Origin of the sequence: Nesterenkonia aurantiaca (genome assembly GCF_004364585.1) — a bacterium.
GTDB lineage: Bacteria > Actinomycetota > Actinomycetes > Actinomycetales > Micrococcaceae > Nesterenkonia > Nesterenkonia aurantiaca.
In genome coordinates this window covers 39,573-53,125 of the sequence record NZ_SOAN01000005.1, presented here as the reverse complement: position 1 = coordinate 53,125, position 13,553 = coordinate 39,573, and the positions used below count along the sequence as shown (strand labels likewise).

The window sequence follows — 13,553 nt, the reverse complement described above, 5'->3', positions numbered from 1 at the left end:
GGGAAGAGGTGGCGTCGTGACGGCAGGCCACAGTGACACCACCGGTGACGCCGGGGACGCGTCCGGGCTGCGCGCACCCGAGGAGGCGACCGCCGAGGCCGTCGAGAGCACCGCAGGTACCGAGGATCCGCGGAGCCGGCAAGACCTCACCGGGTTCTCTCCCAAGGCCCGCGCCTGGCGGTCCTTCTTCGAGACCTCCGCGATCATCAGCGACCGCATGGAGAAGCGGCTGCACACCAGCACCGGGCTGCGGCTCAGCGACTACAACCTGATGCTGCTCCTGGCCGAGGCGGAGGACCACCAGCTCCGTATGGGGGAACTCGCCGAAGGCATGGTCTTCTCGCCCTCTCGGCTCTCCTACCAGGTCAAGTCGCTGCAGAAGCGCGGCTTGATCGACCGGTTCGCCGACGCCGAGGATCGGCGCGGCATGACCGCCCAGCTCACAGCAGAGGGCCACCGCGTCTTCGAACAGGCCTCCCGGCTGCATGCGACGCATATCAAGCAGCTCTTCCACCCGGCCCTGGACGACGCCGAGGCGGATACGCTGCGGCAGATCTGCGAGCAGATCAAGGACACCGTCGCGGCGGCAGACCGGGCCTGAGCTCAGGGGGCATGACGGGGGCTGCGCCGAACCCCGGAGTCCAACGGACTCGGGTCAGCGGACCAGCTTAAGCTGGACCGAGTCGGCACGTTCGCGCAGCATCTGGACATCCTCCAGGGCGGCCTGCACGCTGGCCAGGGCCAGCCGGGCATCGACCTCATCGGCCCCGGGCGCCAGCACGACGCCGATGCTCAGCTCCGGTCCGCTGCCGCCTCCTGTCACCGGATCCCCGGTCGCGGTGCGGGTCCCCACTCCATCCCCGGGCTGCAGCTGAAGCTGGGTGACTCCGGGGCACAGGTCCAAGACTCCCGTCAGGGCTTCGGCCAGCTCGGGGTCCTGATACGAGGGCAGCCAACGGGCTCCCTGCGCCAGGGCTTCCACCGCGGGGCGGCGGAGCACGAAGGTGAGCTCCGCACCGGGGTCCAGGACCGCAAGCTCAGCACCCTCGGCAAGGGTTGCGAGCATGATCCGCTCGGTCTCAGCCGCCACGGGCCGAGCCTTGTCGTGCCACGCCGTGAGCGCCTGCACCGAGGTGAACACCGGCATGGTGGCGCGGCCATCGCGGCTGGTGAGGCTGATCAAGGTGATGTCCGCCTGCTTGTCCCCCACCGGAACGTTCTCATCGCCGGTCCGGCTGGCGGGGACCGGTTCGGCCTCCTCGGCCAGCTCGGCGAGGACCGGGACGAAGAGCCGCTGCCCGACCAGGGCGTTGACGAATCCCGCCTCGTCGAGCTCCCCGGCGAGCAGCCGCTCTCGGGCGGAGCGGACCGCGGGCGTGGCCAGGCCGTCGTCGCCGTCGAAGGTGTGCAGCGGGTTGCCCTCTGCTGAGAGATCGCGATCCGCCCAGGGAATCCCGGCGGAGTCCGCGGGGCGACCTTGGGCGTCCCGAGATGCACGCTGCAGCAGGGCGGCGATATGTCCGGGCAGATCCTTGCTGGCGGCATCCTGGCTCATGCGGAGGCTGCGGCCACCTTCAGCGCCTCGGGGAACTCGAACTTCCCGGCGTAGAGCGCCTTGCCCATGATGGCACCCTCGACGCCGAGGGAGACCATCTTGGCCAGCGCCGCGACGTCCTCGAGCGAGGAGATGCCGCCGGAGGCGACCACAGGCTTGCGCGTCTTGGCGCAGACCTGGGCGAGCAGTTCGGTGTTGGGGCCGCGCAGGGTGCCGTCCTTGGTGACGTCGGTGACCACGTAGCGGGGGCAGCCGGCGTCCTCGAGGCGCTGCAGCACCTCCCAGATGTTGCCGCCCTCGCGGGTCCAGCCGCGGGCGGCGAGGGTCTCGCCGCGCACATCCAGGCCCACGGCGATCGCGTCGCCGTGGCGTTCGATGGCGCGGGCAGTCCACTCCGGGTCCTCCAGCGCGGCGGTGCCGAGGTTGACCCGGGTGGCGCCGAGTTCCAGGGCGCGGTCCAGGGATTCGTCGTCGCGGATGCCGCCGGAGAGTTCGATCTTCACGCCCAGCTCTTTGACCACCCGGGCCATGATGTCCCGGTTGTCGCCGCGGCCGAAAGCAGCGTCGAGGTCCACCAGGTGGATCCATTCGGCGCCCTGCTGCTGCCAGTTCAGTGCCGCTTCCAGCGGGTCGCCGTAGCCGGTCTCGGAGCCGGCCTCTCCCTGGACCAGTCGCACGGCCTGACCGTCAGCCACATCGACGGCGGGCAGCAGCTCCAGGGCGGGAACGGGGGCGGTGGTCGCGGAGGGCTCAGTCATGGATCAACTTTCGGCTGGTGGTGGGACTGGTCGGAAGGTGTGTCTGGGTGGATCAGATGCGCCGGCGACGGGCCCGCAGGCCACGTCCCCAGGGCTCCGGTCAGAGGCTCAGGATCCAGTTGCGCAGCAGCTGCATCCCGGCGTCGCCGGACTTCTCGGGGTGAAACTGGGTGGCGGAGAGCGGCCCGTTCTCCACCGCAGCGATGAAGTCGGCGCCGTGGTGGCTCCAGGTGACCTTCGGCGGGTGCATGGACTCCACGGACTGATCGAAGTCCCAGGACTGCACGGCGTAGGAGTGCACGAAGTAGAACCGCTCGTCCCTGAGCCCCTCGAAGAGCACGCTGTTCTCCGGAGGGCGCACGGTGTTCCATCCCATGTGTGGGACGACCGCGTCCTCAGGCAGTGCGGTGACCTCACCAGGCCACTCCCCCAGGCCCTCTGCGGGAATTCCGTGCTCGACTCCGCGGTCGAACATCACCTGGTGGCCCACACAGATGCCGAGCACCGGACGGGACCCGGCGATCCGGCGTCCGATCCAGCGGGGTCCGTCGATCTCTCGCAGCGCAGACATCACCGCGGCGAAGGCGCCCACACCGGGCACCACGAGTCCGGAGGCGTTGAGCACCGCGTCGGTGTCCTTGGTCAGGGTGACCTCCGCGCCGGCGCGCTCCAGGGCCCGGACCGCGGAGTGGATGTTGCCTGAACCGTAGTCCAGGACGACGACGTCGGGCCTGCCGCTCACAGGGCGCCCTTGGTGGAGGGGATCTCGTCGGTGCGGGGGTCAGACTCCACGGCTTCACGCAGGGCCCGGGCGAAGGCCTTGAACTGGGCCTCCACGATGTGGTGCGGGTCGCGTCCGCCGAGCAGTGTCATGTGCAGGCAGATCCCGGAGTGGTAGGTGATCGCCTCGAAGACATGGCGGGTCATGGAACCGGTGAAGTGCCCGCCGATGAGGTGATACTGCTGACCTTCAGGCTCCCCGGAGTGCACCAGGTAGGGCCGGCCGGAGACATCGACCACGGCCTGCGCGATCGCCTCGTCCAGCGGGATGGTGGCATTGCCGAACCGGCGGATGCCCCGCTTGTCCCCGAGCGCCACACGCAGCACCTCACCGAGCACGATGGCGGTGTCCTCCACGGTGTGGTGCACATCGATGTGGATGTCGCCCGACGCTTCGACGTCTAGGTCGATGAGCGAATGCCGGGACAGTGCCGTGAGCATGTGGTCGTAGAACGGCACGCCGGTGCTGATGTTCGAGGTCCCGGTGCCATCGAGGTCCATCCGGACCTTGACGCTGGACTCGCTGGTGACACGTTCCATCCGGGCGATGCGCCCAGAGATCAATTCTGCTCCCATAACTCCTGCTTGGTGGTGGGGTACGCCAACATCTAAGTCTACGCGGTGGCGCTGGTGATGAAGCGCTGCAGTGAGGCCAGGAAGTCGGAGGTCTCCGCCTCGGTTCCGGCGGTCACTCGCAGATGCCCGGGGATCCCGACATCGCGGACCAGGATCCCGTCCTCGAGGAGGTGCTGCCAGGCAGCCTTCTCATCGGTGAGTCCGCCGAAGAAGACGAAGTTCGCGTCCGAGGGTGCCGGACGCAGCCCCATCTGTTCCAAGGTGCGGACGATCCGGTCGCGCTGGTCCTTGATGCGTTCCACGTTGGCCATCAAGGTCGCCGAGTGGTCCAGGGCGGCGATCGCTGTCGCCTGGGTCACCGCGGAGAGGTGATAGGGCAGCCGGACCAGCCGCATGGCGTCGGTGACCTCGGGGGCTGCGGCCAGGTAGCCGAGCCTGCCACCGGCCAGCGCGAACGCCTTGCTCATGGTCCGGGAGACGATCAACCGCTCTCGTCCGGGCAGCAGGGCCAGCGCCGATCCGGTGCCGGACTGGCGAAACTCCCCGTAGGCCTCATCCACCACCACCATGGTGTCCGATTCCTCGGCCGCGGCGTAGGCGGCCTCCACGGTCTCCAGGGACAGCGCGGTGCCGGTGGGGTTGTTCGGCGAGCACAGGATCACGACGTTCGGGCGGTGCTCACGGATCTGCGCGGCGACATCTGCGGGGCTCTGAGTGAAGTCCGCGGCGCGGGTGCCGGCGATGTACTCGCTGTAGGTGCCGCGGGCGTAGAGCGGATACATCGAGTAGGTCGGCGGGAAGGAGAGCACGGAGCGGCCCGGACCCGCGAAGGCCTGCAGGATGTGCTGCATGATCTCGTTGGAGCCGTTGGCGGCCCAGATGTTTTCGGCCGTGAGTGTGGCCGGCTCGCTCTCCGAGACGAGGTCTCGGTTCAGATATTCGGCGAGCTTCTCCCGCAGCACCGAGAATTCACGGTCTGGGTAGCGGTTGAGCTGGACGGCTGCCAGGCGGACCTCTTTGCCGATGGCGTCGACCACATCGGCGGGGACGTCGTAGGTGGTCTCATTGACGTTGAGCATCGCCTTCACGCTCAGCTGGGGGGCTCCGTAAGGCTCTTGGCCCTGGAGCTCCTCGCGCAGCGGCAGTCTGGACAGATTCCTGGAGCGGGATGAAGTCACCGGGTCATTCTAGCCGGGTGACGTGCACCGACCCGAGCGCCTTGCGGGCCGACTCAGTCCTGCGGGACGAACAGCTCCTGGCCCGGAGTGAGTTCCGAGTCGTCGAGGCCGTTGAGCTCAGCGATCTGGCCGATCAAGACCTGAGTGTGCTCCTTGGATTCCACGGAGGCTGCCACGCTCCAGAGCGTGTCCCCCGCGCCGACGGTGACGACCTGGGCGTCCACACCGGGGACCCCGCCGGAGGACGCCTGTGCCTGGTTGAGCAGTGAGGTGGCGAGCAGGAGCGCCCCCAAGAGTGCGACTGCCAGGACTGCCAGCGCGGGCAGACCCAGCAGGAGGAAACGACCGCGGCGAGTGAGGTGCACCGCCGAGGCGGGTGCGGAGTGGACAGGTGCAAGTGCAAGCTGCGCTGTACTCATGGGAAAGAACCTCTCATTCGAACGTGTGTACTATTTCTAGCACATAGTTTCGAAACTTGACCAGACTCGCCGCAGAATCAATGGAATCTCTCTACGATTTCGAGTAACCTGAGCGCCAAGTTCGAAGTGATCTTCGAAGCGAATCTCACAGGAAACAGTCCATCAGCAGGCTCTGACATGGATGCCGACATGGGTCATATGCGGCCCAGCTCCAGCCCGGTTCAGCCAGACCCGACCGGGCCCGGCGCGGCTCCAGTTCCACCGGGGCCGCAGGACATCAGCGTGGGACGCAGAACGCTCGGCACAATAATGGAGGCAGCAATGGCGCAGAACACCAGGGACTCATCGGCAGCGCCGCGACTCACCGATCGGCAGCGTCAGATCGTCGACGTCATCCAGGAATCGTTGGCTCAGCGCAGCTATCCGCCCTCCATGCGTGAGATCGGTGACTCCTGCGGGCTGGCCTCGCTCTCCTCGGTGACCCACCAGCTGGCGCGACTCCAGGAGCTGGGGTACCTCCGACGGGTGCCCGGACGGCCGCGCGCCATGGAGGTGCTGCGAGACTCAGCCGGGACTCCGGTGCTCAGCGACCAGGCCCAGGAGGCCGCAGCCCGCGACTCGGTGGTAGATCTGCAGGGCTACCGCACCCAGTCCGACAGCCGGATCTCTGAGATCCCTGTGGTGGGCCAGATCGCGGCCGGCGGACCGATTCTTGCCGATCAGCAGGTCGAAGACATCATGCCGCTGCCGCGCCAGCTCACCGGCGAGGGCGAACTGTTCATGCTTCAGGTCCGTGGCGACTCGATGATCGAGGCCGGGATCTTCGAGGGCGACTGGGTGGTGGTGCGTCGGCAGAGCACGGCGGAGAACGGGGACATCGTTGCCGCCCTGCTCGAGGACGAGGCCACGGTGAAGACCCTCAAGCGCCGCGACGGCCACGTCTGGCTGCTTCCACAGAACCGACAGTACGAGCCGATCCTCGGTGACGAGTCCACCATCATGGGCAAGGTCGTCACGGTGCTGCGCAGCCTCTGAGTCGGCCGCGCTCCCGGCGCCTCGGCTCTGCGCTTACCCGGGGTCCTGTCTCTGCACTGCCCCTAGTGACTTCGTGGCACCACCGTGGGTTCGTCCCCCGAGGGCGCCGGTGGATCCTCACGAAGCTGCTGCTCGGTCATGACGTCAAGCATCCGTGACCAACGGTCCTCGACCCTCGCCGGGCTCAGTTCGACGCCCGATGGAGTCTTCCCCTGCGTGAGGTCGAGCAGCGGCCAGATTCCCCGGTGCGGCTCCTCATCGGTGGGGCCTCGGTCCACCGTGACGGGCAGCCAATCAAGGGCGCTGACCCGCGCAGCTTCCTCGCTGACCTCTACCGTGGCGTAGACCACGGTCCCGCTGGCGGTCTCCGGAATGCAGCAGGCCTCGTCCTGATTGGACAGGAAGTTCCCCATCGACCACACCACCCACATGCCCTCATCCGTAGGGCCGCCCTCGAGACGCTCGACTGGTTGAGGCGTATGTGAATGGCTGCCGAACACCACGTCGACCTCACCACCGGCTGCCAGCTGCTCCCCGTAGGCCCGCTGTTCCTGGGCCGGATGATGGGCATACTCCTCGCCCCAGTGCACGGAGGCGACCACGACGTCGGCGCCGTCCGCCCGCGCCTGGGCTGCCTGGTCGGTGAGCTCCTCGGCCGAGACATCCGCGACCCGCCACCTCTCGTCCTCCGGCGGCGGGGCGGACTGATTGTGCAACATGGTGGTGGCCAGGTGCGCCACGGTCACCTCGCGTCCGCCGCGCTCCAGGGTGTAGAGCTGAGGCTGGTCCGCCTCGGCCTCGGTGCGTGCCGTTCCCGCATGGCCCAGGCCCGCGTCATCAAAGACGTCAAGCGTGCGCTCCTGCCCGGCGCGGCCCTGGTCGAAGGAGTGGTTGTTCGCCGTGGAGCAGCCGTGGAAGCCGACCTCGCCGAGGTCCGCGGCGATCTCCGGCGGTGCGGCGAACACCGGGTATCCGGCCGGCTCCACGCCTTCGGGAGCGATCGGGCTCTCCAGTCCACACAACGCGAGGTCCGCGCCCCCGATGAGGCCTTCAACACCTCGCATCAGCGGCGCGAAGGAATACTCCGCGTCATCGGCGAGGACAGCCGCCTGATCGAGCACCGGGCCGTGGAGGAGCACGTCCCCGGTACCGGCGATGGTGAACTCCTCCGTGGACGGCTCGGCAGTCTCCGCGGGAGTTCCGTCAGCCTCCCTCGGGTCGGTTTCCTCGTTCTCGGTGCCAGGTCGCTGGGGGTTCGAAATCTTAGCCGAGGCTGAGCCGGCGTCGTCGTCATCAACGCCCACACCGCAGCCGGCCAGGATGAACGCTGCCGCAAACAGCCCGAAGGCGACCGCGGTGCGGGGGCACCTCGGGCCTCTCGGGCCCGCTGGGCACCTTAGGCCTGCTGGGCCTCTTGTGCCTGTGGAATCTGTCATCGTCTACCAGCCTCCCGTGGCCAACCATCGTGCTGGATCGATCCGAATTCCGCGGTCCCATCAAGCAGGCGCTGTGCCATCGGCGGCACCCGCCTCGGCGCCCCGGTCCGGCTAGCTGTCCAGCTCGGCGAGCCGGGCCAACGCCCCGCGGGCCAGGTCCCCGTTGACGGTGGGCCAGAAATCTGGCATCGACTGTTTCAGGAAGCCGCCGTAGCGCGCGTTGGCCAGGCGTGAGTCAAGGATCGCCAGCACCCCCTTGTCCTGGGAGGTGCGGATCAGTCGTCCGGCGCCCTGGGCCAGTCGGGTGGCGGCATGGGTGGCGGCGACCTGCATGAACCCGTTGCCGCCATGCCGAGTGACCTCCTGGCTGCGCGCGCTGACCAGCGGGTCGTCCGGGCGCGGGAACGGGATCCGGTCGATGGCCACCAGCCGGCAGGAGCGTCCGGGCACATCCACGCCCTGCCACAGGCTCATGGTGCCGAATAAGCAGGTCTCCTCATCCTCGGCGAAGGCGCGCACCAGTGAGGACATGGTGGAATCCCCCTGGCAGAGGATCGGGAGGTCCAGACGCTGGCGCAGGTCCTCGGCCGCCTCCTCCGCTGCACGTCGGGAGGAGAACAGCGCCAGGGTCGCACCCTTCGAGGCTTCGATGAGGCCGGCCAGCTCGTCCCGCTGGGCCTGTGCGGTCTTCATCGACGGCGGCGGGAGGTGCTTGGCGACGTAGAGCACGCCTTGCTTGGGATAGTCGAAGGGGCTTCCTACGTCCACGGCGTCCCAGGCCGGAGCCTTCTCCCCCGCCAGCCCCAGTGACCCGGCCACGGGATCGAAGCTGTCGCCGATGGTCAGCGTGGCGGAGGTCAGCACCACGGTGCGATCCCCGAAGAGGCCTTCGCGCAGCCGTCCAGCCACCGAGGTGGGTGCGACGTAGATGAGCGGGGATTCCTCGAGATCAGCCTCCTGGTAGCCCCGTCCCGGCACGAAGGCGCCGGGCCGGTTGAGCCAGACCACATCGGGGGTGTCCGGGGAGTCGAGGATCCGGTTGGCGGTCTCGAGCACGGCCTGCATCCGGGACCTGGCGGTGCTGCGACCCGGATCGGCCTCGGCGTCGCCGGTGGGCTTGGAGTCGGAGAGCGCGGTGCGCGCGGCGTTGCGGGCCAGCTCGACGGCCTCGCGCTGCTGTGGATTCAGCCCCCGCGCGAGCAGACCTGAGTCGACTCGGTGGAAGGCCGCCTCCACGGCGACCGCGGAGCTCTGCAGCGCCTCGACGTTGATCGCGGTGTGCCGACGCGCGGAGGAGGCTGCGGCCTTGATCATCTGCGCCGAGAGCTGGGCGGTGACTGCTGAGGTCACCCGGTCGGCCAGTTCGTGGGCCTCGTCGACGATGACGGCGTCATGGTCTGGCAGCACGTCGAGGCCTTCGAAGGCGTCGATGGCGAGCATGGCGTGGTTGGTGATAACCAGGTCGGCGTCCTTGGCCTTCTCCCGAGCGCGCTCAGAGAAGCACTCGGCGGCCATCGGGCATTTCCGCGGTCCGATGCAGTCCACGGCGTTGACCGAGATCTGGCGCCAGGCCCGGTCGGTCACCCCATGGGGCAGGTCATCCCGATCGCCGGTCTCGGTGACCTCGGCCCACTCGCGCAGCGCCACGATCTCCTTACCCAGCTGGGAGCCGGGCTCGAAGGCGGTGACCCCGCCGGTGGGTTCATCGGCGAACGCGAAGAGCGCCTGCTCGTCGTCGTCCTCGGGAAAGCCGCCGTCCATCTTGTGCTTGCATGCGTAGTTCGCCCGGCCCTTCACCAGGGCGACCTCCACCGGACGTTCCACGTGTTCCGCGATGTTCTCCAGCAGCCGCGGCAGGTCTCGGCCCATGATCTGGGCCTGCAGCGCGAGGGTGGCGGTGGAGATCAGCACCGGCTTCTCCGCGTCCAGGGCGTGAACCACCGCCGGCACCAGGTAGGCAAGGGACTTGCCTGTACCGGTGCCGGCCTGGACCAGCAGGTGACGGCGCTTGCGCAGCGCCATGGCCACGTGTTCGGCCATGGTCACCTGTCCTTCGCGCTTGACTCCGCCCATGGCGGTGACGGCGCGCTCGAGCAGGTCCGTGGTCTCCCGGTATCCCGTGGACCGGCTGGTGCTCACGCTCAAGGCGTCGGCTCTGCCTTGACCTGGAATTCGGCGAGATCTCCCACCAGTTCTCGGCGGACCAGCACCTTCAGCAGGGTGCCCTCCTCCTGGTACTCGGTGGAGAGGATCTCGGCGTCCTCGGCGTGGAGCCGGGAGACGATGTCGCCCTGGGCGTAGGGCACCATCAGCTCCAGTGGGACGCTGGGCCGCGGGATGGAGCTGCTGATCAGTTCACGCAGCTCCTCGATCCCCTCCCCGGAGTGGGCCGAGACCACGATGGTGTGCGGTTCACGACGACGAATTCGTTCCACCACGTCCCAGTCGGCGACGTCGGCCTTGTTCAGCACGATGACCTCATCGACCTCATGGGCGTCCACTTCGGCGAGCACGGTGCGGACCGCGCTGATCTGGCTCTCGGGCTCGGGATGGGACGCATCGACCACGTGCAGGATGAGGTCGGCATCAGCGACCTCCTCCAAGGTCGAGCGGAAGGCTTCGATCAGCTGCGTGGGCAGCTGCCGGACGAAGCCGACGGTGTCTGAGAGCGTGTAGCCGATCCCATCGGGGGTGACCGCTTTGCGGGTGGTGGGGTCCAGGGTGGCGAACAGGGCGTTCTCCACCAGGACCCCGGCGTCGGTGAGCCGGTTCAACAGCGAGGACTTGCCCGCGTTGGTGTACCCGGCGATCGCGACGGAGGGCACGGCGTTGCGCTTGCGGTTGGCCCGCTTGGCATCGCGGGCCGGCTTCATGGCCGCGATGTCCTTGCGCAGCTTCGCCATGCGCGCGTTGATCCGGCGCCGATCGAGCTCGATCTTGGTCTCACCTGGACCGCGGGACCCGATGCCGGCGCTCGCGCCGCCGACCTGGCCGCCGGCCTGCCGGGAGAGCGATTCGCCCCAGCCGCGCAGCCGAGGAAGCATGTACTCCATCTGAGCCAGCTCCACCTGGGCCTTGCCCTCACGAGACTTCGCGTGCTGGGCGAAGATGTCCAGGATCAGCCCGGTGCGGTCAATGACCTTGACCTTGACGATGTCCTCCAGGCCACGGCGCTGGGAGGGGGCGAGCTCGGAGTCCACCACGACGGTGTCGGCACCGAGATCAGCCACGGCCACGCGGATCTCTTCGGCCTTGCCGGAGCCGAAGAAGGTGCCTGGATCGGGCTTGGCTCGGCGCTGCAGGAAGCCGTCGAGCACCGTGGAGCCCGCGGTCTCAGCAAGGGCGGAGAGCTCGCGCAGCGAATACTCTGCCTCGGCGACGGTGCCCTCGCCCCAGAGCCCGGCGAGCACCACGCGCTCCAGGCGCAGCTGCCGGTATTCGACTTCGGAGACGTCCTCGAGCTCGGTGGAGAGCCCATCGACTCGGCGCAGCGAGCGACGTTCCATGAGCTCGAACTGCTCGCCGTCGGACTCGGAGTGCGCGGTCTCACCGGCGATTTCGCGGGCCTGTTCACCCAGGATGCCGCGACGTTTGAAGCTCGAGTCAGCCTCGAATCGGGTGGTCCGTTTCGGCGCGTCTTCGCGTGCGCGATCAGCCGCGAGGATCCGTTCGATGGTCGCATCGACGGAGGACTGTTCGGCGGTCGGCGTCGTGGCGTCCTCGGGGGTCTCCCCTGAGGGTGCGGGCGTGTGCTTCTGCTTGGTCATGATCTCCTTAGGACCAGTTTTCGGGCTGGCCCTGCCCGTCGTGGATCTCCATCCTACGTTCGACCCTGGACACGGTTAAGTGTGTGGGGCGGCTGTGGAGATCGGGCGGGGCTTGTTCAGGGGTGTGGATGGTGTCCGTTCGGCCAGTACCCGGATCCGCAGGAGGGATCCGAGATGGCGCAGTCCGGCGGACGCGCGGCGTCGGCGTGGAACGGCACTGCCGACTCAGCGAGCCGGCCAGATGGCGAAGGGGTGACTCAACCGCGCGGGCGGGAGTACGTCAGGTGAATCCACATGACGAGGAGTCTACTACGATTCACCCTGTGAACTCCCAGCATTATTTCTCCGCCTCCCCCGAGGGTCCCTTCACCCGCCGGTCCATGAGCGTCACCCTGGGCGGCAGCGAGGTCTCCGTGTCCACCGCCGGGGGGATCTTCTCCCCCGATGGTGTGGACAAGGGCACGGCCGTGCTGCTCAAGCACGCTCCAGATCCGGCCACCCAGGGCCACCTGCTCGACATCGGGTGTGGCTGGGGTCCGTTGGCGCTGACTCTTGCGATGCGCTCACCAGAAGCCACGGTCTGGGCGGTGGACGTCAATGAACGTTCCCGCATCCTGTGTGCGGAGAACGCGGCGGCGCTGGGCCTGAGCAACCTGCGCGTGCTGGCACCCGAGGAGGTGCCTCAGGACATCGAATTCGACACCATCTGGTCCAATCCTCCGATCCGTGTGGGCAAGGAGGTGCTTCACGGGATCTTGGAGCACTGGCTGCCGCGGCTGAGCCCCGGGGGCGAGGCCTGGCTGGTGGTCCAGAAGAACCTCGGCGCTGACTCTCTGCTGTCCTGGATCACCACGATGCTCGCCGGCGTCGCCGGAGAGTTCCGGAGCGGGCGTGCCGAGACTGCAAAGGGCTTCCGGCTGCTGCGGATCACCCGCAGCTGAGCGCAGGGCCTGCCGGCTCATCGTCCTTGCGGGGGCGGCAGTTCACAGATCTGGTGAGCGGGAGGCGCGGCTGTTCAGGCGAGGGTCCCGGTGAGCACCAGCTGAGCTGGTCCTGACAGCTCCACATCCTCGGCCCCGTCCTCACGGGCGGTGAATCGGACCGTCACCTGTCCGCCGGGGACGTCGACCCTCCAGAGGTTGACCGTGTCATCTGCGGCCCAGACCCGTACCGCAGCGGCCGCGGCGCAGGCGCCGGTCCCACAGGACATGGTCTCCCCGACCCCGCGTTCGTGCACGCGCATACGCACCCGACCCACGGCCTGACCGTCCGCATCCTGCGTGACCAGCGGTTCGGCGGGGACCACGAACTCCACGTTGGTCCCCGCGGGTGGAAGCGGATCCACCTTGGGCGCCTCGTGGAGGTTCAGGTCCTTCAGCGTCGTCTCGTCACCAAGGGCGACGACGGTGTGCGGATTGCCCATCGAGATGCTCAGGGCCGGCCGGGGCTCCTCGAGCCCGGCGGCGATCACCAGGGCGTCAGAGGCATTGGTGGCGGCCTGCTCGGGGTCAAGGAAGGACCACACGCCCATGCCGATCGCGTAGCCTTCGGGCACCTTGCGCACGCTGCGCAGCCCGGCCCGGGTCAGGACCGGCAGCTGCTGACCCTCGAGGAGCTGCACCAGGTCTTGATGGATCAGGAAGTGTGCGAAGGCGCGCACGCCGTTGCCGCACATCTCGGACACCGAGCCGTCGGAGTTCCGGTAGTCCATGAACCACAACGGCGCCTCGTCGGTGCTGCTCAGCTCGGGGGCCTCGGCGAGCAGCCGGGAGACCACGGCGTCGCCGGCGACCCGATGCGCGGGCACTGCCCGGATGAGCCCGTCGCCGCCGATGCCGAGGTGCCGGTCGCAGAGCGCGGCGACCTGGTGTGCTTCCAGCGTCTGCTCCCCCGCGGGGTCCGCGATCATGACGAAGTCATTGCCGGTGGCGTGGGCCTTGGTGACTGCGGTGCCGCGCAGGGCCTCCAGGCCGGTGAGGTGATGGGCCACGCGGTTCTCCTTCGTTGCTGCGTCGGTGCGCTGCTGCTGGGATTCTGTGCTGCTTGGAC

13 protein-coding genes are annotated in these 13,553 nt (G+C 68.3%); 3 read left to right on the top strand and 10 right to left on the bottom strand.

Going from position 1 to position 13,553, the window contains the following annotated elements:
• Positions 1 to 16 precede the first annotated feature (16 nt).
• The gene (locus EV640_RS07470) at positions 17 to 601 is read left to right on the top strand and encodes a MarR family winged helix-turn-helix transcriptional regulator (protein ID WP_235181005.1); all 585 of its coding nucleotides are present in this window, start codon (positions 17 to 19) and stop codon (positions 599 to 601) included.
• A 54-nt stretch (positions 602 to 655) separates the two neighbouring features.
• Here EV640_RS07470 and EV640_RS07465 read toward each other — a convergent pair whose 3' ends face one another.
• The 6 genes from EV640_RS07465 to EV640_RS07440 form a co-directional block, all read right to left on the bottom strand.
• On the bottom strand, positions 656 to 1,555 hold the full coding sequence (locus tag EV640_RS07465) for an SseB family protein (protein WP_036475021.1): 900 nt from the start codon (positions 1,553 to 1,555) through the stop codon (positions 656 to 658).
• The gene (gene priA, locus EV640_RS07460) at positions 1,552 to 2,313 is read right to left on the bottom strand and encodes a bifunctional 1-(5-phosphoribosyl)-5-((5-phosphoribosylamino)methylideneamino)imidazole-4-carboxamide isomerase/phosphoribosylanthranilate isomerase PriA (protein WP_036475023.1); all 762 of its coding nucleotides are present in this window, start codon (positions 2,311 to 2,313) and stop codon (positions 1,552 to 1,554) included. Before priA ends, EV640_RS07465 begins: the two co-directional genes overlap by 4 nt.
• A gap of 100 nt (positions 2,314 to 2,413) precedes the next feature.
• Complete coding sequence (gene hisH / locus EV640_RS07455) at positions 2,414 to 3,055, bottom strand: imidazole glycerol phosphate synthase subunit HisH (protein ID WP_036475026.1); 642 nt, start codon at positions 3,053 to 3,055, stop codon at positions 2,414 to 2,416.
• On the bottom strand, positions 3,052 to 3,669 hold the full coding sequence (gene hisB / locus EV640_RS07450) for an imidazoleglycerol-phosphate dehydratase HisB (protein WP_133726170.1): 618 nt from the start codon (positions 3,667 to 3,669) through the stop codon (positions 3,052 to 3,054). The genes hisH and hisB overlap by 4 nt, the downstream gene beginning before the upstream one ends.
• Before the next feature lie 38 nt (positions 3,670 to 3,707).
• Positions 3,708 to 4,847, bottom strand: coding sequence for a histidinol-phosphate transaminase (locus EV640_RS07445; RefSeq protein ID WP_036475031.1), 1,140 nt, complete (start codon positions 4,845 to 4,847; stop codon positions 3,708 to 3,710).
• Between the two features lie 53 nt (positions 4,848 to 4,900).
• On the bottom strand, positions 4,901 to 5,266 hold the full coding sequence (locus EV640_RS07440) for a LysM peptidoglycan-binding domain-containing protein (RefSeq protein ID WP_036475034.1): 366 nt from the start codon (positions 5,264 to 5,266) through the stop codon (positions 4,901 to 4,903).
• 321 nt (positions 5,267 to 5,587) lie between these two features.
• Between EV640_RS07440 and lexA the strand changes: the two genes are divergently transcribed.
• Entirely contained in the window at positions 5,588 to 6,301 is a 714-nt protein-coding gene (gene lexA, locus EV640_RS07435) for a transcriptional repressor LexA (protein WP_036475037.1), read from the top strand.
• Positions 6,302 to 6,363: 62 nt separating this feature from the next.
• Here lexA and EV640_RS07430 read toward each other — a convergent pair whose 3' ends face one another.
• From EV640_RS07430 to hflX, 3 genes are all read right to left on the bottom strand, one after another.
• A complete protein-coding gene (locus EV640_RS07430; protein WP_166645886.1) occupies positions 6,364 to 7,605 on the bottom strand; it encodes a CapA family protein in 1,242 nt (413 codons plus the stop codon).
• 243 nt (positions 7,606 to 7,848) lie between these two features.
• Positions 7,849 to 9,876, bottom strand: a complete 2,028-nt coding sequence (locus EV640_RS07425; RefSeq protein WP_279586514.1) for an ATP-dependent DNA helicase — start codon at positions 9,874 to 9,876, stop codon at positions 7,849 to 7,851.
• Between the two features lie 2 nt (positions 9,877 to 9,878).
• Positions 9,879 to 11,504 carry a GTPase HflX gene (gene hflX / locus EV640_RS07420; RefSeq protein ID WP_036475041.1) on the bottom strand — a complete coding sequence of 542 codons (1,626 nt, stop codon included), beginning with the start codon at positions 11,502 to 11,504 and terminating at the stop codon, positions 9,879 to 9,881.
• A 323-nt stretch (positions 11,505 to 11,827) separates the two neighbouring features.
• Between hflX and EV640_RS07415 the strand changes: the two genes are divergently transcribed.
• Positions 11,828 to 12,445, top strand: a complete 618-nt coding sequence (locus tag EV640_RS07415) for a class I SAM-dependent methyltransferase (protein ID WP_036475044.1) — start codon at positions 11,828 to 11,830, stop codon at positions 12,443 to 12,445.
• Between the two features lie 74 nt (positions 12,446 to 12,519).
• Here EV640_RS07415 and dapF read toward each other — a convergent pair whose 3' ends face one another.
• Positions 12,520 to 13,494: a diaminopimelate epimerase gene (gene dapF / locus EV640_RS07410; RefSeq protein WP_036475046.1), complete on the bottom strand. Its 975-nt coding sequence runs from the start codon at positions 13,492 to 13,494 to the stop codon at positions 12,520 to 12,522.
• Between the last annotated feature and the right edge of the window lie 59 nt (positions 13,495 to 13,553).